The organism is Alteromonas confluentis (assembly GCF_001757105.1).
In the GTDB taxonomy this organism is placed as follows: Bacteria; Pseudomonadota; Gammaproteobacteria; order Enterobacterales; family Alteromonadaceae; genus Alteromonas; species Alteromonas confluentis.
Genome location: NZ_MDHN01000009.1, coordinates 1 through 22899, shown reverse-complemented (window position 1 = coordinate 22899; position 22899 = coordinate 1). Strand labels below are relative to the sequence as shown.

At 48.7% G+C, this 22899-nt stretch carries 21 protein-coding genes; 11 read left to right on the top strand and 10 right to left on the bottom strand.

The features are described from left to right. Nucleotides 1–426 precede the first annotated feature (426 nt). Both BFC18_RS04290 and BFC18_RS04285 read right to left on the bottom strand, forming a co-directional pair. Nucleotides 427–1614 carry an MFS transporter gene (locus tag BFC18_RS04290; RefSeq protein WP_083272911.1) on the bottom strand — a complete coding sequence of 396 codons (1188 nt, stop codon included), beginning with the start codon at nt 1612–1614 and terminating at the stop codon, nt 427–429. 37 nt (nt 1615–1651) lie between these two features. Next, nucleotides 1652–1897 carry a DUF2798 domain-containing protein gene (locus BFC18_RS04285; protein WP_070123966.1) on the bottom strand — a complete coding sequence of 82 codons (246 nt, stop codon included), beginning with the start codon at nt 1895–1897 and terminating at the stop codon, nt 1652–1654. 308 nt (nt 1898–2205) lie between these two features. On the opposite strand from BFC18_RS04285, the gene BFC18_RS04280 reads away from it, so the two are divergent. From BFC18_RS04280 to BFC18_RS04265, 4 genes are all read left to right on the top strand, one after another. Beyond that, nucleotides 2206–5208, top strand: a complete 3003-nt coding sequence (locus tag BFC18_RS04280; RefSeq protein ID WP_211481010.1) for a TonB-dependent receptor domain-containing protein — start codon at nt 2206–2208, stop codon at nt 5206–5208. A 56-nt stretch (nt 5209–5264) separates the two neighbouring features. Then, the gene (locus tag BFC18_RS04275; RefSeq protein ID WP_070123965.1) at nt 5265–5936 is read left to right on the top strand and encodes a response regulator transcription factor; all 672 of its coding nucleotides are present in this window, start codon (nt 5265–5267) and stop codon (nt 5934–5936) included. A gap of 10 nt (nt 5937–5946) precedes the next feature. Beyond that, a complete protein-coding gene (locus tag BFC18_RS04270) occupies nt 5947–6960 on the top strand; it encodes an AAA family ATPase (protein ID WP_139138947.1) in 1014 nt (337 codons plus the stop codon). Between the two features lie 69 nt (nt 6961–7029). Further along, nucleotides 7030–8448 carry a HAMP domain-containing sensor histidine kinase gene (locus BFC18_RS04265; protein WP_083272909.1) on the top strand — a complete coding sequence of 473 codons (1419 nt, stop codon included), beginning with the start codon at nt 7030–7032 and terminating at the stop codon, nt 8446–8448. Nucleotides 8449–8484: 36 nt separating this feature from the next. On the opposite strand, the gene BFC18_RS04260 is transcribed toward BFC18_RS04265, so the two are convergent. Both BFC18_RS04260 and BFC18_RS04255 read right to left on the bottom strand, forming a co-directional pair. Beyond that, entirely contained in the window at nt 8485–9192 is a 708-nt protein-coding gene (locus BFC18_RS04260; RefSeq protein ID WP_070123962.1) for a GNAT family N-acetyltransferase, read from the bottom strand. A 161-nt stretch (nt 9193–9353) separates the two neighbouring features. Next, a complete protein-coding gene (locus BFC18_RS04255; protein WP_070123961.1) occupies nt 9354–9587 on the bottom strand; it encodes a hypothetical protein in 234 nt (77 codons plus the stop codon). Here BFC18_RS04255 and BFC18_RS04250 point away from each other — a divergent pair. Then, on the top strand, nt 9570–10076 hold the full coding sequence (locus BFC18_RS04250; RefSeq protein WP_070123960.1) for an AzlC family ABC transporter permease: 507 nt from the start codon (nt 9570–9572) through the stop codon (nt 10074–10076). The genes BFC18_RS04255 and BFC18_RS04250 overlap by 18 nt on opposite strands. Here BFC18_RS04250 and BFC18_RS04245 read toward each other — a convergent pair. From BFC18_RS04245 to BFC18_RS04235, 3 genes are read right to left on the bottom strand one after another with little or no spacing between them, the layout of a single operon-like run. Beyond that, nucleotides 10073–10846, bottom strand: a complete 774-nt coding sequence (locus BFC18_RS04245; RefSeq protein WP_083272907.1) for a carboxymuconolactone decarboxylase family protein — start codon at nt 10844–10846, stop codon at nt 10073–10075. The genes BFC18_RS04250 and BFC18_RS04245 overlap by 4 nt on opposite strands. 20 nt (nt 10847–10866) lie before the next feature. Then, nucleotides 10867–11772 carry a helix-turn-helix domain-containing protein gene (locus tag BFC18_RS04240; RefSeq protein WP_070123958.1) on the bottom strand — a complete coding sequence of 302 codons (906 nt, stop codon included), beginning with the start codon at nt 11770–11772 and terminating at the stop codon, nt 10867–10869. 4 nt (nt 11773–11776) lie between these two features. Then, the gene (locus tag BFC18_RS04235; RefSeq protein WP_083272917.1) at nt 11777–12697 is read right to left on the bottom strand and encodes an MBL fold metallo-hydrolase; all 921 of its coding nucleotides are present in this window, start codon (nt 12695–12697) and stop codon (nt 11777–11779) included. Nucleotides 12698–12970: 273 nt separating this feature from the next. On the opposite strand from BFC18_RS04235, the gene BFC18_RS04230 reads away from it, so the two are divergent. The 3 genes from BFC18_RS04230 to BFC18_RS04220 are packed head-to-tail and all read left to right on the top strand — an operon-like array spanning nt 12971 to nt 16777. Beyond that, nucleotides 12971–13636 (top strand): 2Fe-2S iron-sulfur cluster-binding protein, encoded by a 666-nt coding sequence (locus BFC18_RS04230; protein ID WP_070123957.1) that lies wholly within the window; start codon nt 12971–12973, stop codon nt 13634–13636. Beyond that, a complete protein-coding gene (locus BFC18_RS04225; protein WP_070123956.1) occupies nt 13623–14579 on the top strand; it encodes an FAD binding domain-containing protein in 957 nt (318 codons plus the stop codon). The genes BFC18_RS04230 and BFC18_RS04225 overlap by 14 nt, the downstream gene beginning before the upstream one ends. Then, nucleotides 14576–16777, top strand: coding sequence for a xanthine dehydrogenase family protein molybdopterin-binding subunit (locus BFC18_RS04220; protein WP_070123955.1), 2202 nt, complete (start codon nt 14576–14578; stop codon nt 16775–16777). Before BFC18_RS04225 ends, BFC18_RS04220 begins: the two co-directional genes overlap by 4 nt. 27 nt (nt 16778–16804) lie before the next feature. On the opposite strand, the gene BFC18_RS04215 is transcribed toward BFC18_RS04220, so the two are convergent. Further along, on the bottom strand, nt 16805–17071 hold the full coding sequence (locus tag BFC18_RS04215) for a LysR family transcriptional regulator (protein ID WP_070123954.1): 267 nt from the start codon (nt 17069–17071) through the stop codon (nt 16805–16807). 1 nt (nt 17072) lies between these two features. Further along, nucleotides 17073–17975 (bottom strand): LysR family transcriptional regulator, encoded by a 903-nt coding sequence (locus tag BFC18_RS04210; RefSeq protein WP_070123953.1) that lies wholly within the window; start codon nt 17973–17975, stop codon nt 17073–17075. Nucleotides 17976–18191: 216 nt separating this feature from the next. Here BFC18_RS04210 and BFC18_RS04205 point away from each other — a divergent pair, with 216 nt between their 5' ends. From BFC18_RS04205 to BFC18_RS04195, 3 genes are read left to right on the top strand one after another with little or no spacing between them, the layout of a single operon-like run. Continuing rightward, nucleotides 18192–18956, top strand: coding sequence for an SDR family NAD(P)-dependent oxidoreductase (locus BFC18_RS04205; protein WP_070123952.1), 765 nt, complete (start codon nt 18192–18194; stop codon nt 18954–18956). A 43-nt stretch (nt 18957–18999) separates the two neighbouring features. Continuing rightward, complete coding sequence (locus BFC18_RS04200; protein WP_083272906.1) at nt 19000–19602, top strand: NAD(P)H-dependent oxidoreductase; 603 nt, start codon at nt 19000–19002, stop codon at nt 19600–19602. A 13-nt stretch (nt 19603–19615) separates the two neighbouring features. Continuing rightward, complete coding sequence (locus tag BFC18_RS04195; RefSeq protein ID WP_070123951.1) at nt 19616–22000, top strand: membrane-bound PQQ-dependent dehydrogenase, glucose/quinate/shikimate family; 2385 nt, start codon at nt 19616–19618, stop codon at nt 21998–22000. Nucleotides 22001–22092: 92 nt separating this feature from the next. On the opposite strand, the gene BFC18_RS04190 is transcribed toward BFC18_RS04195, so the two are convergent. Next, the coding region (locus BFC18_RS04190) for a reverse transcriptase domain-containing protein (RefSeq protein WP_245680317.1) at nt 22093–22899 on the bottom strand (807 nt) is incomplete at its 5' end.

The window sequence follows — 22899 nt, the reverse complement described above, 5'->3', positions numbered from 1 at the left end:
TGACTTGCCGCTTAGCATCCTTAAAACCCATACCACACCTTAAAATGTACGACAATTCGCGTACAAAATCAATTTTCATGATGTCCCATTGGAAGAGACGTAAAGTAATATAAAATAGAGAGTTAGCCCTTGGATATCATACATGGAAGAGTGAACACTCAAACATACATCCAAGGTACAGGTTCATATTTCTCTTCCGATGAATAGGCAGCGGGGTAGGATTTATTTTACACGGGATAAAGTTCAGTATTGGTTTTAAGGATGCAGACTATTGTGGTCAATATTCCATATAAGCTCATTTTGGGATAAAAATGAGTTAGCAACAAGTTCCGCTGTTTGGCTTTAGGTGACCTTCACATATCGACCAAAGATTCCAGCAGTAGCCAGGCACGCATAGACCAGCAAGTGCTGCTTATGCCGCAGTGTTCAGGTCGTCCGGTACTGAATATTGCCGACCCGTCGCATCAGGATAAAAACCACAACCAGTGATGCGAGGGCAGCCAGGGCACTGAAGTAAAACGCCACACTGGAAGAATATGCCCAAAGGTAACCGCCTAGTGCCACGCCGCTTGCTTGCCCCGCGCCAATGCATACCGCGCTGTATAACGCCTGCGCTTTTCCCTGGTCTCGTGTTGATGCAACCTGCTTAAAAAGCAGCACCGCGATGGTGTGTACTGCGCTGAAACTGATACCGTGCAGAAGCTGCAATAAGGTCAGTTCCACCACGCTTCCGCTCTGGGACGCCATGCCCAACCAGCGCACAGTGGTGAGCGCCAGACTGAGAAGCAACAGTGTACGCAGCGAAAAATGACGCATCAGCCAGGGCATCAGCGCAAACACCGCAATTTCTGACGCTACACCCACAGTCCATAAGTTACCGGTGACGGCGGCACTAATCCCCTGCTCTTTCAGCAATAAACTGTAAAAGCCGTAATAGCTGCCGTGACTGAAATTCACTAAGAAGAAGATAAATAGCAGCCCCCACAGCGCGGACTGTTTCCACAAACTTTCTGTATTTCCCTGTAGCCTCGATGAAACGGGCAGTGTCGGCGGCCCCTGATTTACCAGCGTGACCAGCCACAAAACGCACAGCAAACCCAGCACGATATACGGCAGGTAGTCCACGGAATACTGTTCCACGATTTGACCCACTGCCCACACCGCAGTAAGAAATCCGCCGGAGCCCCATAACCTGATCCGCCCATATCTTTCTGGCTTATTTGCCAGATGACTAAGGGTGATAAGTTCAAACTGGGCATTTAGTCCTTGCCAGCAAAAAGCGCTCATGCACAAAACTGCCACCAGCGCCCAGTAACTGTTGAAACAGAAGAACGCTCCTGCAAAGCTAACCACGGCGAACAGGTTACCCAGCTGAATAACCCGAATCCTAGAGGACGCCCGATCGCAGATTTCCCCCCATACATAAGGTGCGACGATAGCGGTAACCATTTGAAGCGACGTGAGCTGGCCGATTTGCCATGCTGAATAGTCCAGCGACTGCATGAACAACATCCAGTACGGCAGCATAGTGCCGAGCACCGCACAGTTGAAAAAGTAGAAGGCAGATAACCGCCAGTAAGGACTACCGGGCGTGACTTTAGTTAGTATCGACAAACAGGTTCCCTGCCGTTGCCGTTAAAAGAAATTTGGCTTACCGCTGCCTGACCACCGCTTCCTGCATCACGAGCTTACCCACAATGCGCTTCACCACGGGTGAAACCATCATGATGATGGGAAAGGCAATGGCAAAAGTCATGGGCCAGGACGTTAGCCAACGGGTGAGAAGGTCGTCAACAAATCCAATGTTAATGATGGTCACCACCAGGGACATAATGCCAGACATAAAAAATGCCATGAACAAGGCAAATACAATGGGAGCGAAACGGGGATGGATCATGACTATCAGCCTCTTTGTCTGGCTTAATTTTGCACATATCAGAAGTTAAATTGTACATGATGACACGCAGTATTCACCAGTTTTATACCGCCCGTACGCCACGTCTTGCGTAATTTTCACGTTCATTTCATTCTGCTAATATAACCTTTAAATATCGGTTAACTATCCATGTATAAAAAATGCACGCTGCAAGGTTGGTGCAAGGTTTATTCGCTATAAAAAAGGCGTTCGAGCTTAGTAATAAAAATGACATATAAGCTAGCCGCCAAACTCGAATGGGCAATTTACTCAATTCGGAGAAACAACAAGTGAATAACAATAAATTTCCGCTGTCGCTGGTTGCGATTGCGGTACTGGGAATACACACATCCTCTCTTGCAGCGAATATTCAGGAATCAGAGGTCGCTGTCGACGCCACACAAGATACAGAAGTTCAGACGCAGGATTCGTCTGTTCAGGCCGATTCGCCGGTTATTGAAGAACGAATTTTAGTTACCGGTTCTCGTCTGCAAAACGGGAATATCGTCAACAAACCTGAAATTATTACCGCAGATGAAATAAAACGTCGCGGCGTAACCAGTGTTGAAGAGCTAATCCGCACCTTGCCACAAAACCTCGCTACCATCGGTGGTATGGCTAACCTGAATCCCAATGGTCCCCTTGGTGTAGGCAGCAGCTCGCGCAGTATGTCAACCATTGGTGCGCTGGGTGTTTCTGCCGCGAACCTGGGCGGCATGGGCGCAGGCCGCACGCTTATCCTCATTAACGGTCGTCGGGTCGCTGGCGCGGCGGGTATCGAGGATGGCTTTGTTAACCTGAACGGTATTCCATTAAGTGCCATTGAGCGGGTGGAAATTACGACCGACGGTGCTTCTGCCGTTTATGGTGCCGACGCCATGGGTGGCGTAATCAACTTTGTTCTGAAAAGCGGCTATTCAGGCTCAACAGTGAGTGTGCAGCATGAAGACTCAAACAACGGCGCAGATAACTCACGCATCAGTTTATACACCGGCCAGGCATGGACATCCGGTAATGTGTCGTTAACGCTGGACTATTCAAAACGCGCCCCCATCATCAACGCGAAAACAGGCTATGTGACGAACAACTACGCGCCTTATTTCAATGATGATCCAAGTTATGATCGTCGTTCGTTCACTGCGGGCGGTCAACCTGCTCTTATCGATAATTCTGTTTCTACGTACAACCCTGAAACCGGTATGTACGATACGCTTACACAAGCTTATACCGTCGCACCGGGCTTTACCGGCCAACCCACCATGGACGATATGATTTTGGTGGGTCGTGAAGCCATGCGCGATTTTGTGCCCCGCGTTGGCGGCCCAGAGTCAGAAACCCAAAGTGCCACCGTCAGTTTTGAACAGCGTCTTACCGAGCACCTGGTTTTCACGGGTAACGGTATGTTTACCCGAAGCGAATCCTCTCAGAATGACATTCAATGGAGCGGGTTATCAGTAACCCTTGCACCAGGACAAGCTTATAATCCGTTCCCTGCGTATGCATTAAGTAGCTGGTCACCAGGCGTTACTGCTTATTATCATCCTGAAGATGAAATTGCGACCGGCGAGTTACCGCTGGGCTATACACAAAACAGAAACGATTCCTGGAACCTGAATTTAGGGCTGACCTACGAAATATCCGATGATACGAAGGTCGATTTCATCTATACCACATCCCGCTCGAAGACCACCGGAAGCAGCTTTAAGTCTGGATCTGAAGTTTCGTTTAACAGTGACCCTACCAGCCCTAACGGCGTTGCCTGTTACAACTTCTTCCTGAGTCAGGGCCGTTACTCAGGTGATGAGCTTGCCTTCAGACAGGATCTTTTCGATCGTCAATGTTTAGCACTCACCAGTTCAGATCCTACCGTTGCATTCAACCCGTGGAAATCCTCAGCGGATGGCACTGGCGGCTCAATCAGTGACTTCTTCTATCAGGATGTAACAGAAGAAAGAACGTCGAAGCTGGAAAACTTTGAATTACGTTTAACCGGCTCGGTGTTCGAACTGCCTGCCGGTGAAATTAATTATGCGATTGGTGCTGAATACAACGACGATGGCGTTGGCAGTAACGAAATTGCTTACATTACCGGTGAATCAATGCACCGTACGCGGGAAGGCTATTTTGTCGAAACGTCTATCCCGGTTTTCGGAAAAGACTCCAATGTGCCTTTTGCTAAAGCATTGACCCTGAGCATTGCAGCCCGTCGTGATGAGTACAATACCGAAGGAGCTATTGGTACGGTCGACAACATTCTGCCAGACATGGGCGGAGAACTGATTTACGGTAAAAATACCTTTGGCAGAACCACGCCGTCCTACGGTTTTAACTGGCAACCTACCGACGAAATTACCCTGCGTGCCAAGTGGACAGAAGGCTTTAAGGCGCCGCCTTACACCACCTTATTCAGTTCTTTGGGTACACAGCAATATACGGCTTATATCTCTGATGACCCGATATTCAACTGCCGCACAACGGAAAGCTGTGACTTTGACTATGGCGATTCTTACTACGGATATTATGCGCTTCGTACCACCGCACCCAATCCGGACCTTGAACCGCAAACCTCGAAGCAAAGTGCTTACACGTTGTCCTGGTACCCGAAAGGCGTACTTGGTGGCCTGACCGTAGACATCACCTACAATAACACCACCATCGACAATGAGTATGCGAACACGGCCGACCTGATAAGACTGATGCCTGCCAGTGAGGTTTACACGTTCGAAGAATTCTATCCTCGTGATGAAAACGGCAGGATTACTGAAGTTCGCAACATGACATTCAACCTGACAGGCTCTGAATATGCGTCTGTGATGTATGATATCGGCTATTTCATCCGCACTGATTTTGGTAATTTCAGCCCGAGTATTACTTACCTGGATAACCTGAAATCGGAATCCAAAGCCTTCTTCAACAGCGAACCGGTGTCTCAGTTGGGTACGCTGGGCGGTATTGATGAGTATAAAATCAATGCGTCTCTGCGATACAGCTATGGAGATTTAAACGCGACGTTGTGGGCATACTACACACCAGGTTATATCAACGACAACGAAGGGCTTCTGACAGCTGGTAACATTGTTAACCCTGATTATGTGAAAACGGTAAGCTCAATGACCACCATTGATCTCACCGCCAGTTATCAGGTGACACCAGAACTACGGGTGAATTTCGCCGGTCGTAACCTGTTCGATAAAGAGCCGCCACTGGTGGTGGTAGGACAGTTACCGTATGACTCCGCACGTTACAATGTTGCTGGTCGTACACTGTCACTGGAACTGCAGTACGAGTTCTAACAGTAAAGCGGCGCCCCGCCATGGGGCGCTTTTTGTATTTTCGGGTGAGGTATCCCATGCGATTACTGCTGATTGAAGACGACGAAAACATTGCGGAAACGCTGGTGGCGTATCTGGAAAAAAACGGCTTTGTGGTAGACCTCGCCCCTACCCTTTCTATTGCCAGAACGGCCGTATGTGAGAATACCTTCGACCTGGTATTGCTGGACAGGCTGCTTCCTGATGGCGAAGGCATGACTATGCTGCGCTATTTTGAAGAGCAGAATAAACCTCAGCGGGTAATATTACTCACTGCCCTTGGCGATGTGGATGACCGTGTTCGCGGCCTGGAATCCGGCGCACACGATTACATCCCCAAGCCATTCGAACCCAGAGAATTACTTGCCCGCATTCGCAATGCATTGAAACAACCAATAAAAATTAAACGCGATGTCAAAACCTTTGGCCCACTCAGTTACGATGTTGAAAGCCGGGGTTTTAGCGTAAATGGCGAAGTGCTGAATTTACGCCGCACCGAAGCGCTGGTACTTGAAGCTTTAATGCAAAGACCAGGCAGCCTGGTATCACGGGAATCCCTTGAGTCCAAAGTATATGGCTACGACAAGTTTGTCTCTTCAAACTCTCTGGAATCTCAGGTAAGCAGACTGAGAAAGAACCTGTCTGAACACACTGACGAGATAAAAATCCAAACCACACGAGGATTGGGCTACAGCCTCATAAAGGCATAGCCAGATAATTATGACATTACACTCTATTGATGCTGCTACACAGCGCGTGCGTCAGTTTTCTGAAACCTTCGAAACCATTCGCAATGAAATAAACAAAATGATTGTGGGTCAGCAAGACGTGGTTGATGGCGTGCTGACCGCATTGATGGTGGGCGGCCATGTGCTGATTGAAGGTGTACCCGGCCTGGGTAAAACCATGCTGGTAAGTACATTAAGTCAGGTGGTGAATCTGCAGTTCAACCGTATCCAGTTCACCCCGGATATGATGCCTGCCGACATTGTGGGTAGTTCAGTGCTAATGGACGATGGTAGTGGTAAGCACACACTGACTTTTCAGGAAGGCCCGATTGTTTCTAACCTGGTGCTGGCCGATGAAATAAACCGCGCCACACCGAAAACCCAGTCGGCCCTGCTGGAAGTGATGCAGGAAAAGCAGCTCACTGCCGGTCACAGAACCATCAAAATGCCGGACCCGTTTTGTGTAATGGCAACGCAGAACCCGGTTGATCAGGAAGGCACCTACCCGCTGCCGGAAGCACAACTCGATCGTTTCCTGTTCAAACTGATTGTGGGATATCCTTCCGAGTCGGATTATCACACCATTATCGACCGGACCACCAGCAACGCCAAAATTGAAATTCAGCCAAAGACCTCAGCTGAAACGTTGCGTGACCTCCGTCAGACAGTGCGCGACATCCCAGTGCCGTCTGCCGCTAAAACCTACGCCATCCGGCTTGTCATGGCTTCACAACCTGGCAGCGAATATGCCACAGACATGGTAAATGAATTTGTTTCTTTGGGTGCGTCGCCCCGTGGTATTCAAAGCCTGATGCTGGCAGCCAAAGTAAAAGCACTGCTTGCCAACCGGTTTGCGGTGAGTTGTGATGATGTGGAAAGCGTGGTGCTTCCGGTTTTACGCCACCGAATTGCGTGTAATTTTAAAGCCCAGGCTTCAGGCATAAGCGCTGATGCAATTATCAAAGATATTCTGGTTCGCCTGCCCCGGCCCGATACCAGAGCTTAACCTGCGTGTTACACTCTTAATCACGTTGACCTCTACGGTGAGGCTTCGCTTCTGATAAGGACTGATACAATGAAACGGATCCTCACATTTGGTTTTTTCAGGCAAATACATCGCTCGATGATTGGGCAGATGTTAATCCTCTCGCTGGTGTTTATTTCAGCCACTATTTACTACATTGCCTACTTACCCATTTCCGACCTTGATCTCACCGAACCCGACCCTATTTATTTTACCAATGAAAAGGTGCGCCGGGAGATCCGCGATTTTATGGATGCCCGTCATGAGGGCAAAATCACCAGCCAGCAATTTCAGCTGTCTGAATCCCTCAACAACTTTCAACGCAACAACCCGGATTTTAGCTACTTCTTTATGGTTGACGGTGAAATCTTCAGTAATGGTAGAATTCCGCAGTACTATTCAGCCTTCCGTTTCGATGATATTGATGAAATCAGTCGCGACGTAAACAAAACCAAACTGTGTTCATCGTATTTTGATGCCACTTCAGATAACGGTGATCACGGCTACATTCAGTACAGCAACTGCAACGATTATGCATTCTATCTGGAGTTTTCCGGCGTTACGGTTGCTGATGCGCCGCCTGAGAGTTCATTGTGGGCATTCTATAAGCGCATGGTGGTAGATGTAGGCGCAAACCTGATCCTTGCTGCTGCCGGGGTTTTCATTATCACCGCCATCATCCTGCTGTTTAACTGGCGGCTAATGAATAAAGTGGCCAAAGTCGCCTACTCGTTCAATCCCAAAAACCTGCATCAGAAGCTTCCTGAAAAGGGGTTGCCCAACGAAGTATTGCCCCTTGTTCAGGCGGTAAATGAAATGTTGTCGCGTATTGATGAGACCCAGAAGCAGCACAATTTTTTCCTTTCTACCGCCGCCCATGAAATGCGCACGCCGCTCACAGTATTGCGAACCCGGCTGGAAATGATGGATGAAGGTAATCTTAAAGAAAAGCTGATTGATGACGTAAGACGCCTGTCACACCTGGTAAATCAACTCCTTCGCCTAATGCGTATTGGTGGCCCGAAGAATCATGAGCACGATATCGATTTAGTGCAGTGCTGCCAGCGCGTTGTCAGAGAACGTCACCTGCTTGCAGAAACAGCAGGCGTTAAGCTCAGTTTCGAGATTGAACAATCCGCTGTCATCATCCCTGGGGATGAAGGTCTGATGGAAGTCGCTATCGCGAATCTGGTCGATAACGCCGTGTCATTTTCATCAGCCGGACAAACCGTTGAGCTTAAAGTTAAAGCAGACTGCTCCGTGAGCGTGCGGGACCATGGGCCCGGCATCCCCGACGATAAACTGGGTAACCTGTTCGAACCTTTCGCGAAATTCCCGCCGAACCGCAATGGACACGGTCTAGGTCTTGCCATCGTAAAAGCCATCGCGCAACTACACAATGGCACCGTGACGGCAGAGAATGCCGAAGATGGCGGGGCGCGGTTTACGTTGATGTTTAAGGTAGGTTGAATACCGCTTTTGTAACGCTGAATAAATCGGGCCGCCTTAATCGACATCAAAGAAATCAGTCAGCCTCTGCATCTGCATTCCTGCGGCATCAAAATTATCAGGCGCAAGCCAGGCCTGATAGCCCACACGCAGTCTTGAGTACTCACTATCCAATAAGGCGTACCACGCGGTGTCGCGGTTTCGCCCTTGTGTTACCAGCATTTGCCGAAAAATACCTTCAAAGGTAAAGCCAAACCGCACTGCCGCCGCTCTGGATGGCGCATTAAGTGAATCACATTTCCATTCCAACCTTCGGTAACCTAGGGTGAAAAACACATATTCAAGTAATAGCGACATTACTTCTGTCGACATTGCTGTGCGTTGCATCAAGGGTGAATAAACCAGATGACCCACTTCAATCACCCCGTTTGTAACATCAATTCTCATCAGAGCAACCGTGCCCACAGCATTTCCAGTCGCACTGTCGATAACGGCAAACTGGTATGGATCGCTTTTATTCGCCATTCCTACCAGGAAATCGCGGTAGTCCTGCAATGAAGTAAAAGGGCCGTAAGGTAAATAGGTCCAATTCCGCTCATCTTCACTTTGCTGAAAAGCTTGGTAAAGGCTCTCTGCGTGACGATGAGCGTCGAGTCGCTCTAATCGGCAGTATTTTCCTTCAATACACGATATTGTAGGCGGTTCAACTGGCTGCCATTCTGGTAACGCTTCACCAACCGGTTGTCCAAATTCATTGAGTTTCATGGTCTATTCAATATGTGGCTAATTTGAAACCAAAATACGTTGCCGTTGAAACTATAGCAACACCCTTCATTTGTAGTTTTTTGTTTTTTATCAGCCGATTAAAATAACGGGAATGTTGAAACGGAAACCCGCCGAGGCTAATGGGAATGAGCAATAAGGCCTTAGGCATATGCCGATCCCTGTCCAAGCGTTTTAACCAACAAATCGTGCAAACCATCCACCGCCTCGGATTGACTGGAATGGCGGCTGCGTATCACCGCCACCTCCATGGGATCGAGTGGTCCGAAATGATGATCACTGCCTAAAATTTCCAGTTGTTCAGGTACACTACAACGGGTTAACACTGCCACGGCCACAAAGCATTTCAACCACTCATTTTGGACGGCTTTAAACATCTCGTTCCCATATCCCTTTTCGTCGCCGTGTTTGGGGCAGCATTTGGTTTGGCTGCATTGCAGAGCTGTCTGAGCGAAACCGATACGGTTATTATGAGTACGCTGGTTTTTGCAGGTGCTTCTCAGTTCGCAGCGCTTGATCTCTGGGGTGAACAGGTTTCTCTTATTCCTCTGGTACTCACCGTTTTTGCTATCAACGCCAGATATCTTTTGATGGGCGCAACGCTGTATCCGTGGCTAAAGCAATTACCGCCGGCCAAAAGATACGCCACCATGGTTGTCGCTTCAGATGCAAACTGGGCCCTGTCAATGCGGGCACTTAATAATGATAAGCCCGGATTAGGCTTGCTCTTAGGAGGTGGTCTGGCGCTGTGGTCTTTCTGGATTGTCGGTACCTGGATTGGTGTTTTTTTTGGCAATTTCATTAGCACCCCGGAAGCGTTTGGTGAATGCGGTATTCTGGTTGCCGCACTTGTGCGGCAGGTTTAATCAATATCGATATTCCTGACCTCATTAATCGCATTGAAAACGGCTGGGAACCCCAGTACAGGCAGGCAATGAACCAGCGCACCAATCATCTCTGGCTTAGTGTTGCCAACAATCAAATTGCCTCTTGCGTGGGAGGCAAGCTGCTTTTCAGCACCCAGAGTGGCTAATGTGATGAGCGCAACGAGTTCACGAGTCTGGTTGTCGATGGCACTTCTTGAATAGAAGTCACCAAATAAAAGTTCGGTAAGATAAGCAGGCAGCTTCTGATTGTAGGGTGCAGGTAAATCTGCAAACGCATTTTTGATTTCGTTGCCGTAAATGGGCAATTGTATGGCCAGACCAGCCTGGTACCGGCTCTCATTGCTACTCTGCGCCTGTGACGGCAGAGGCAGTACAATTCCCTTTTCATTGAATACTTCGTTAACTGCAACGAGGGCATTCTCTATTCGAGGGAATCCGGTAAAAGGGGCGGCCACATAAAGCGATTCGCGAATCGTGAGCGGCGCAATGCCATCATCAATTGCCAGACGCACTTGCCTCTTAAGTTGAGGGAACGACTGCTGAACAGCGAGAGCCGTTATCAGGCTAATGTGCTTTTGCAACGGTGTGAGCACTTCCAGCGCGTTCAACTCATTCTCAACAAAATTATTTTGAATCGCCATAAATTCAGGATCGGTTTGTTCTGTTGTTCTCATCGTCATTGTCGCTTGGTTGGTTGAGTGACACCCGGTTAAGAGCATCAGTGTTACTATAAAACTCAGTCTTTTCATATTTAATGCCTGCCCGATTGTTACCGGTATTGCGTTGGCGACATGCCCACGTTGCGTTTAAAGAAGCGGGTAAAGTGCTGGGGATGACTGAAACCCAACTGATACGCCACCTGAGCTATGCTCAGGGAGGGGTTGGCCATTTTCTGCTTAGCAATGCTGGTTAACCACTTTTCAATAAACGCCTTCGCAGATATCCCGGTTTCAGACTTGATGGCATCACCAAAATAGTTCGGTGACAGATGCAGTCTACTGGCGAAATATTTCACCGTAGGAAGTCCGACAGATTCCGTTTTACCCTGCTCGACATACTGTTGAAGTTCGTTTTCGAACCTGACTAATAATTCAGTCGGTGGCTTATTAACACTGTCTTCAAGACGGGAGGCAGCGCGATTACACTGAGACAGGATCAGGCGGATGTAATTGGCAATAACGTCCTGGGTTAATCGGGGATTTGAATACTCCCCTTCCGGTGCTGTTGAGACCTCAGTCTGCAGCATACTGAAGAGCCGAATTAATTGTTCTCTGACTTCAGCGGTCACAGGCACTGCCGCATTACTTTCATAATGGAAAAGCCTGTTCTTATCTAAATGTAATGCCTGCCCGGCGACAAAATCAGGATGAATGGCGATTACCCAACCTTTAGGGCGGTAGAGTTCGGTCTGATGCTGAGAGAACACCTGACCAGGCGCAATGAATAAAAGAGAATCTCTGCAAAAATCGTAGCGACCTCTGCCATACTGAATGCCCTCACATTCACTTTCTTTCAGAAAGATCAGATACAAACCGCTCAAGTATTCATGAGGTATGAACGGCGTAGAGTAAGCCTGATTCAGAACTGAAACATGCTCGTGATACGTTGCCTGCCCCCGTTCTTCGTTAAACTGGCGGATAGAGTTAAGCTGCTCGATAGTGTTTGGCTTAGTCATACCATTACTTCTTGCCTGGCCAGACAAACGGCTCTCCCGGAGCCAGCACTTTAATGCGTTCAGGATTGGTAACCCTGGTCAGCAAAGCATTGGGGTCGCCATTAAACGGGCTGAAATCAGGGGCATTTACCGAGCCCCAATGATGCAGGAGTAATATTGCTTCTGGATAAGCGTTTGCCAGCTTCACAGCGCCTTCAAAGGTAAAATGCCACTCGCTGTCGGAAAAGTCGAAAAGGATAATGTCCGGCGCAGGAGCATACGTAAGTTGTTCCGGCATCAGTCGTGAGTCGCCGGTTGCCCAAATCGTCCCTTCCTCTGTTTGGATCCAGAACCCTGCGCTGTCTTCATCTTTGAACACTCTGTCTGCCGCATCCGGATAGGCATTTTGCCAGGCATGATCGGCAGGCATGACTTTGACATCCACATTGCGATTGATCTTAAAACTATCGCCGATATCGTGCCCTGCACCATTGAATTCGTGCTGTTGCATCAGGCTACCAACATATTGGGTGGAGTGTATCACCGTGCTGGGATTGTTTAGCTTTGATAGGGTTGGAATACTGAAATGGTCGTTGTCAGCATGGGTAACCAGAATGGCGTCGAGTGCCGGAACATCTTCAGTACGGATGGGAAAATCAATCATGACCTCCATGTCAAAGCCTTCCAATAACGGATCGATCATAAATGTTGTGCCATGGGAATTTATCAGAAATCCCGCGAGTCCCAGCCAGTAAAAAGTGGTGGTATCGGAATCACCAAAAGCCTCACTGCTAAGCGGCAGCGTAGCTTCAGGCTTCGCCTGCCCAGCTTCGCTATAAATCACATTTTGAAAAGCCTGGGTAGTGTCTGAAGTTGCCTGTGCAGAACTGGCTATCAGGGCGGTTATGGTAAAGATGGTTTTAGTTAATGGTGACTTAGCAAACATGAAAACAGCCTTTTTGAACTTTGGACCTGTAATCACTTTAGCACCCGGAATCCAGTTTAACGCCACCCTAATTACGGTATTTCCTACCATTTTTACTGCATTATAAAAAATACTAAAAGGTGTTTTTACGTGCCAGTTACCACTATTACGGTATTGCCTATCAGAACTACGGGCGTTCGGGTCAGAGTATTGCCAATTCGCAGACGGCTGGATTAACTATCAAATGTATTAGATCACAAAGACCAAGGTTTTTAATATCCAGAGGAGAAACCGATGCGTTCAGACCAACCAGCGAACCCGTCCAGGCGGGACTTTGTCAAATCAACGTCTACGGCAGGAATTGCAGCAGGCGTCAGCACTCAGTTTCCTTCAACGGCATTGGCGAAATCATCATTACCCGATGTTCGTGAAAAAGCATTTACGCAACAGGTAACACTGACAATCAATAGCCGAAAACACACGTTAGGAATTGATACACGAACGACCTTGCTGGATTTGTTACGGGAAAAATTAGCGCTCACTGGCACAAAAAAGGGGTGCGACCACGGCCAGTGCGGTGCGTGCACCGTGCTGGTAAATGGCACCCGCATCAATGCGTGCTTATCGTTGGCCGTGATGCACGACAGCGATGAAATTAGAACAGTTGAGGGTCTGGGAACGCCCGACAATCTGCACGCACTGCAGGATGGCTTTGTAGAGCATGACAGTTATCAGTGTGGGTACTGCACTTCCGGACAACTCTGTTCAGCTATTGGGATGCTCTCGGAAGCCAGGAAAGGCATGCCCAGCCATGTTACGCCGGATCTAATTATTCCGGTTACGCTAAACCGTGACGAAATTAAAGAAAGAATGAGTGGCAACCTTTGTCGTTGCGGCGCTTATCAGAACATTTGCAATGCCATCGAAGATTATGCGGAGCGTGACCGTGAGACCGTTTAATTTCATCACAGCAGAATCACCGCAACACGCCTTATCGCTTGTAGCAGAGAACAAAAATGCGAAGTTTATAGCGGGCGGAACAAACCTGCTTGATCTGATGAAGCTTGAGATAGAGGCGCCTCCTCTACTGGTAGATATATCAAAAACAGGTCTCGATAAGATAGAGAAGCGTGAAGACGGGCGTATCGCCATCGGTACGTCAGTCACGAACAGTGCCCTGGCTGCCGATATGAATATACGACGGGGCTATCCAGTGTTGTCCCGTGCATTACTGGCCGGTGCATCCGGACAGTTACGAAACAAGGCAACGACAGGCGGAAACCTGCTACAACGTACCCGCTGCCCGTATTTTTACGACACAGCTCAGGCCTGTAATAAACGACTGCCTGGCAGCGGATGTTCGGCGAAAGGCGGATTCAGTCGTCTGTTAGCAGTGATCGATGTCAGCGATGCCTGTATTGCTTCCTTCCCAAGTGACATGGCAGTGGCGCTTCGTGTGCTTGATGCTGAGATCGAGTTGTGCAGCCTGACAGGCACCAGAATAATTCCAATTCGCGACTTTTATCATGGCGCGACTACCCAGCCTCATATCGAAACGGTTATCAGGCGCGATGAACTAATCACGCGGATCATTCTGCCCCGCCCCATTGGTGGTAGCCACTTCTACGAGAAAGTCCGCGATCGGGCCTCGTATGCATTTGCTCTGGTGTCCGCTGCTATGGTTTTCCTGCCCGATGGTTCAGCGAGGGTGGCTTTAGGCGGTGTAGCGCCTAAACCCTGGCGGGTGGAGTCTGCAGAGCAACTGCTTACTACTGATATTGATGAATATGTGCGTATTGCATTTTCAGGGGCCTCATCAACCCACGAGAATCAATTCAAAATTCCGCTTGCGAAGCAAATTTTAACAACACTGATAAACGAGCACAAAGAGGCGATGGCATGATCTTCGATAAAGCAAGTGAAAATGTTTTTGACCAGCAACGGGTGGTCGGAAAGCCACAGCGCAGAATTGATGGCCCGCTGAAAGTATCCGGAAGCGCTACTTATGCCTACGAACAGCAACTTAACCAGAAACTAGCTTACGGGTATATCGTGGGTGCTCAGATAGCGTTCGGAAAAATTTCCGGCATAGATGACCGAAAAGCGCGGAGTGCCGAAGGGGTAATCGACATTATCACCTATCAGAACGTGCCTGAAGTCGGCACCGGGGCTTTTCTCTCAGCGAAGGCCCTGGGCGGACCGCAAATTCAACATTATCATCAGGCCGTTGCCATCGTGGTGGCAACTACCTTCGAACAAGCCAGAGCAGCGGCTGCCGCTTTAGTTGTGCATTATAAACGAGAAAATGGTCAATATAGTCTTGAATCACTGGCAGCCAGCGCTCCCTTGTCGAAAAGTGGTGCTTTCAGGCCCGAACCAGTGACGTCACTGGGTGACTTTGAAAGCGCGTTTCACCGCGCTGCCTTTAAGGTGGACGAGACTTATACTACCCCTGATCAGTCGCACGCCATGATGGAACCCCATGCGACGTTGGCATACTGGGAGAACGACTTATTGCATTGCTGGACAGGCGTGCAGCAATTAAATTGGGGCGTGCGTGATTTGGCTCTTGCACTGGGTGTACCGAAAGAAAAAATAAGAATGCGGGCACCATTCATTGGGGGAAGTTTTGGCGTAAAAGGCACGGTGATGTCAGATACCGTACTAGCCGCACTTGCCGCACAAAAAACCGGTCTGGCAGTGAAGGTGACTCTCCAGCGTCCTCTTGTAGCGAATAATACCGCACACCGCCCGGCAACCATTCAAAGGGTTCAGTTAGGCGCAAATCCCGACGGTAAATTAATCGCGATTGGTCACAAAAGTGTATCGGGGAATATTCCGGGCGGTCGCCCGGAAGCCGCAGTGCTATCCACCCGATATCTTTATCATGCCGATAACCGGCTAACTGAATTAAAACTCGCTGAACTCAATCTTCCCGAAGGCAGCGCAATGCGAGCGCCGGGAGAAGCCCCAGGGCAGATGGCATTAGAAATAGCCATGGATGAGCTTGCAGAAAAGCTCGGTATTGACCCTGTTGAACTGCGAATTATCAATGATACACAGTTTTCACCAGAACATCCGGATAAGCCCTTTTCCAAACGCAATCTGGCGCGATGTCTAAAACGGGGCGCTGAAACATTCGGGTGGGAACATCGTTCAGCACAACCCCGGTCCCAGAAAACGGGGCGATGGTTGAAAGGAATGGGCGTATCATCAGCCATTCGCGGTGCGCCTGTGATGCCGTCTGCAGCACGGGTAACACTGCAATCAGACGGGCGTCTGAATGTTAAAACCGACATGACCGACATTGGCACAGGCACCTACACCATCCTTGCTCAGACTGCTGCAGACATGTTCGGACTCACAACGGCAGACATAGATGTACAACTGGGAGACTCTGCGTTCCCTGAATCACCGGGAAGCGGCGGTCAGTGGGGAGCGGCATCGTCAACTGCGGGTGTCTATGCCGCATGCGTAGCGCTACAGGAAAAGCTCGCTGATGAAATGGGCGTGTCACTCAACGATCTCTCCTTTTCCAACGGGCAGATAGTCGTGAACGGTAAGTCTATCGCTTTGCAGTCACTCGCCCTTGAAGGAGAGATCAGCGCGGAAGCAAAAATGGAATACGCGGAAAGCCGAAAGCAGTTTGAACATCAAACCTTCGGCGCCCATTTTGTAGAAGTCGCAGTAAATGAACTGTCCTTTGAAGTGAGAGTGAAACGCATGCTGGCCGTGTGTGACGCGGGCAGAATTATTAATCCCAAAGCAGCAGAAAACCAGGTGCTGGGCGGGATGGTTATGGGGCTGGGTGCAGCACTCATGGAAGAATTAGTGGTTGATGAACGTCTCGGCTTCTTTGTAAACCACGATCTGGCAGGCTATGAAATTCCGGTACATGCCGATATTCCCGAGCAAAAAGTCATCTTTATCGACGATGTGGATGAATATGCCGGTCCGCTTAAAGCCAAAGGTGTAGGAGAACTTGGATTAACCGGCGTCGCCCCGGCTATTGCCAACGCAATTTACAATGCCACAGGGATAAGGGTGAGAGATTATCCAATTACGTTGGATAAACTTTTAGCCAGTTCCAATTCCATTTGATACCAAAATCATCCTTAGGAAAGCAGTTCAGTCATGAGGAAATTTCTTTAGAATCGCGTCAATATTCTCGATATGACTGCCCACATTATCTCTTAAAAGTAACCCGGCTTGTGTCACCGATACGCTCCGGGTTGTTCTTGTCAGTAACCGGATACCCAAATCATCTTCCAGGCTCTGTATTGAGTGACTAAGAGCCGAAGAAGAAATCCCAAGTTGTGCCGCTGCACGTTTAAAACTCCTTTCTTCTGCGACCACCAAAAAATACCGTACTGCGGTAAAGGATATTTTTTTCATGTTACGAGGGTTCCTTGCTGTAGCGCAGCGTATCTACAACCAAATTCATGGCTCTGGAGGGATTTCGCCTGTTCGGATAATACAAGTGCAGCCCTGGCCACAAGGGACACCAGTCTTTGAGAACAGATATTAACTCACCAGTCTCAATCATTGGCTGAACCATGTCCTCCGGAAGAAAAGCAAGACCATATCCGGCTTTAACCGCTTCAAAAACGTCATAGGCATTATTAAAAATAATGCTGCCATTGACCGCAATTTGAATACTCTTCCCTTCCTTTTCAAACTCCCATTCATATAGCCCGCCATAAGTTGACGTTCGAAGATTGACGCATTGATGATCTGCAAGGTCGTAAGGCGATAAGGGAATTTTTTTATTTTCAAAATATTCCTTCGAACCCACCACGACATTTTGCATATCCGGACCAATACGAACAGATATCATATCCAACGCAACCTCTTCGCCAAAACGAACGCCAGCGTCAAAATTGCGGGATACAATATCGACACTTTCGTATTCATTACTAATTTCAATCTGAAGCTTTGGGTAATGCTTAACAACGTCCTTCAACTTAGGCCATATTATTGTTCTTATCGCATAATCAATGGCTGAAATCCTTACGACACCACTCACTTCCTCTTGCATGTCGGTGAGTTTTCTCATCGCAGTTTCAATGGCATCGTACTCACCGCTGAGTTGCTCAAAAAGCCATGAACCTTTTTCTGTCGGTTCCACCCCCCGACTTTTTCGGATAAACAAACTGGCTCCCAACTTGTCTTCCAAACGCTTTATTTTTGCACTAAGTGTCGGTTGAGAAACCCGCAATTCTGCAGCAGCCTTCGTTAAAGAACCCGCTCGCAGAACAGCGATGAAGTCGTATAAATCGTTGTGTAAGTCCTGAGACACAAACCAATCCTATATCAAGCCAGTTTTAGCGATGAATATTATCAAACCAGATTAGTGAAAAATATCTATACCAGCATAAAGATTATCCTCCTACTCAATAACTCCAGCATTTTCTATGATTCACCAATCAAATGCTTTTTCTTGCTTTAAGTTCTGTTCGCCCATTGCGACTCTGACAACAAGCAAAAATAAATTTCACAACGATAAGGAATCTCTATGCAATTTAACTTTCAGGACAAAGTTGCACTCGTTACTGGCGGTGCATCAGGAATAGGCCTGGCAACGGTTCAGGCATTTTTCAAAGCCGGAGCAAAGGTAGCAATTGTCGACTGCGATTTATCCAGGGCAGAGTTGGCAGCGCGTGAGTTGAGTAGCTCTTCTGACAAAGCACTTGCCATTCAGTGTGACGTAGCCGCTCCCGAAGAAGTCGAAAGAATGGTGTCTGACGTTATCAAAACCTTCGGGAAGATAGACATTGCATTCAATAACGCGGGCGTACAAAACCAACTGGCTGAAACCGCCGATGCCACGGTTGAGGACTTCGACAGAGTAAATGGCGTGAATTTACGCGGTATGTGGTCCTGCATGAAATATGAATTACGCCAGATGCGCGAACAAGGTGAAGGGGTCATTGTTAACTGCTCATCTTTAGGAGGGCTGGTAGGTGGCGCTGAACGAGGTACCTACCATGCAGCTAAGCATGGTGTGCTCGGGCTGACAAAAAGCGCAGCGCTGGAATATGCAGACAGAAATATAAGAGTGAATGCTGTTTGTCCGGGATTGATCTGGACACCTATGGCTGAACAAATGGCTGAGTCCGGGCAGAGAGAAGCATTGGAAGGAATGATTTCTCAAATCCCCATGAAAAGACATGGAGATGCCAGCGAGATAGCCGATGTGGTTTTATGGTTAAGCAGCGATGCATCAAGTTATGTAACCGGTCAGTCTATTTCTGTGGATGGCGGGCTGATCATGCGCTAACACGCAATCAGCTTATCTGAATCTTATTGAGCGGGAGCCATTCATGCTACGCAACTATTTCATCCGTTGGTTACACATTCTGGCGGTTCTCAGCGTTTGTATTACAAGTACCAGCGCTTTCGCCACCGATGCACAAGAAGCGCAAGTGAAAACGCTGGTAATTGTTTCACACCCCTATCCTGAACGCTCTGTGCTGACTCTGGGCCTGCAAACAGCTGCAGAGAAAGTTCGGAACGTAACTGTCAGAAATCTGGAAAGTATCTACGGATTTGATACTCGCTCGATCGACGCAGACGTCGAACGTTCGCTTATGCGTAGTCATGACCGGGTTGTTTTCGTATTCCCAACCCACTGGTTCAATATTTCACCTATGTTGAAAGCATACCTGAATGATGTTTGGGGAAGTGTAGGTCCGGGATTATGGCAAGGAAAAGAAATGTTGTTAGTCACCACTGCCGGAGGAGGCAGCGCAACTTATGGTGAGAACGGTCGGATTGGTATTGAATTGAAAGATGTTTTCGCACCTATGAAAGCGTCAGCTGCTCATGCTGGTATGACTTACCTAACACCTCTGACATTTCAGGCAGCCAGGAATTCGGAGTTAGCGACGTATCAGCAAAAACTGATTGAGCGTTTGGTCGAATAGTTCGCGGAGAAATATGATGTCAATTCAAAAGAAAACCACATTAAACACCCTCTATACAAAATTACTCTCGATCATCATTATTGCACTGGGTGTCGCCTTGCTGGCAGGAGGCGCTTATCTGATAGCGCTGGGCGGGAGCCTTTATTTCGCCTTTGCTGGCGTGCTGTTGTCAGTCTCGGGAATATTACTGCTGAAGAACAAGCGGTCAGGCGTTTGGGTATTTATCGCGACCGTTTTCTTAACCGTAATCTGGGCGATCGCAGATAGCGGTTTCGCATTCTGGCCACTCTTTTCACGGCTGTACGTACTGGCGTTGCTAGCAGCCTTGGTATTGCTTCTCCCGCTTAGCAAAACAGCAACAACGTTATTCCACATGCCTGTAAACAGGCTGGCAGCGATCACTATTCTGGCTGGTTGCTTACTCACTTTCATCGCTATGTTTCAAAAACATGGTGTTATTCGCAATGACTTTGCTATGAGTGAGACGAAACATGCTGAAAACAATCCCGGAATAGCAAATTCACACAACTGGTCACATTGGGGGAATACGCCCGCAGGAACCCGATTCTCCACGTCTAATCAGATCACCCCGGAAAATGTGCACAACCTGAAACAAGCGTGGTCCTATCAGACCGGAGAAGTGCCCAATCCTGCCGCCGGAGAAGGTTTTGTTGTCACTCCTCTCTATGTCGACGGGCTTGTTTATGGCTGCACGCAGTCAAATACCCTGTTTGCCCTGGACGGCGATTCTGGCGAGGAAGTCTGGAAAGTTGAAACACATTCTCAGGGAAACAACCGGCCTCGCTGTCGTGGCGTGGGATATCATCAAACTACGTCGACGGCTACCTACAACGGGCAAGCACAAGACCATGCCCCACTTCAATGTCACCAGCGCATTATTACGACTACAGTGGATGCGAGACTTATTGCTGTGGATGCAAAGACGGGAGAATACTGCAACGATTTTGGAAATGACGGTATTGTCTCGCTGAAAGCAGGAATGGGTGAAGTAAAACCAGGTTTTTACTTTCCTACAGCAGCACCAACGATAGCAGGCGATTTGATTATCGTTGGTGGTCTGGTGTGGGATAACCACGAAACCGGCGAACCATCAGGTGTTGTCAGAGCATTTGATGTCAATAATGGCAAGCTGATTTGGGTTTGGGATGTGGGCAACCCGGCGCTTGCACTCTCTGACGTCACAAACACAAGCTATACCAGAGGAACCCCCAATGTGTGGTCGACCCCTTCCTATGATGAAAAGCTGGGACTCGTATATCTGCCAACAGGTAACGCCACACCTGATTTCTGGGGCGGTCACAGAACACCGCAGGATGAAGCATATTCCTCTTCCATCGTGGCGCTGGAGCTGACAACAGGAAAAGAGCGCTGGCGCTATCAAACTGTACATCATGATATCTGGGATTTCGATGTTCCCTCACAACCTGCACTTTTTGATATTCCGGACGGCGCAGGCGGAACGATACCTGCGTTAATTCAGACAACCAAAATGGGGCAGATTTTTGTACTCAACCGTGAGACTGGTGAGCCCGTCACTGAGGTTGTGGAGAAAAAAGTGCCCACAGGTTCAGTGGATGACGACTGGACTTCGCCTACCCAGCCCTACTCAGTTGGCATGCCGCTTATTGGCAACGGTAAACTAGAAGAAAGCGATATGTGGGGATTAACCTTGCTAGATCAACTTTCATGTCGTATCCAGTTTAAAAAGCTTCGCTACGAGGGTGATTATACGCCACCCAGTGAGGTACCAACCTTACACCTACCAGGCTGGTTTGGCGGCATGAACTGGGGGTCGGTTTCTGTTGTTGAGAACCAGAACCTGTTAATCGTCAACGACATTCGTGTAGGCGTTACTTCTCAACTAATTCCCCGCAAAGCGTTTGAGGAAATGTACGCAGGCATTGGTAGTGAAGGGGTAAGCGGTCAGCAACTGGGCACTCCCTGGGGTATTAAACAAGGTCAGTTTATTTCCGCCCTGGGAATCCCCTGCCAGCAACCACCCTTTGGTACCCTGACAGCTATCGATATGACGACAAAAGACATTGTCTGGCAAGTTCCATTAGGTACAGTTGAAGACACTGGTCCCCTGGGCATAGTTACACACTTACCTATCCCAATAGGCATGCCAACACGTGGAGGCCCCATTTCTACAGAAACTGGTGTGATATTTATGGCCGGGACGCAGGATTTCTATCTGCGAGCAATAGACGCATTAACCGGGAAAGAACTTTGGAAAGGCAGGTTGCCTGTGGGTGCTGAAACAACGCCAATGACTTACACCTCAAAACAAACCGGCAAACAGTTTGTGCTTATTTCTGCCGGTGGCACATCGGCCAGCGGTAAGCCCGGCGATTATGTGATTGCGTATTCGTTGTGAAATCCTCAATGCATCGAGTAGGGTGAGGCATCACCGCCTCATCCCTCTCACAGAACCGTACGTACGGGCCTCGTATACGGCTCCTGTACAGTTTATCCAGCGTAATTGCTGGGCACATTTCCCGTTCTAACGTCTTCCAGATTCACCAGTCCAAGTTCGTTAAACCAGCTGTTTGGCATCGCGTAGCTTGCCAGTGGGCTTCTTGCGCTGCGCCAACTCGTCATGCTCATGGACGCGAACTTGCCTTTGTAGCCCCGCTGTCGTAGCCAGCGATGCAGGCGGCTCGCCTTTTTCCATAACTTCAGTTGAACACTGCGCAGTCTGCGTCTCAGCCAACTCGCGATTTGCTTGAATGCCCTGCTGGCATTGGCAATCCTGAAGTACTGGCTGAACCCTCTTAGCAGTGGATTCAGTCTGTTGATGACATGTGACAACGGTTTTCCCCCGTTGCGTTTTGTCATCTCCTTTAGCTTCATTTTGAACAATGCCAGTTTCTTCGCTTGGATTCGGGTATATTTCGTCCCGATTTCCACACCAAGGAACCTGACACCCGCATCACTGTGTGTGATGTGGGTTTTCTCTGTGTTCACGGTCAGCTTCAGTTTACCTTCAAGGATTTGGGTCGCTTGTCGTTGCGCATTCTCTGCCGCTGAACGACTGCGACACAAGATAAGAATATCATCAGCGTAGCGCACTATGCGGTGGCCACGTTGCATCATCTCCTTATCAAACGCATCCAGATAGATGTTCGCTATCAAGGGGCTGATTACCCCACCTTGCGGACTCCCTGTGTCTGTCTGCTGCCAATGGCCTTCAACCATCACCCCACTTGTTAAGAACTGGCTGATTAAGCGCAGCACGCTACCATCACGCACCCGCCGTTTAATGCTTTCTATGAT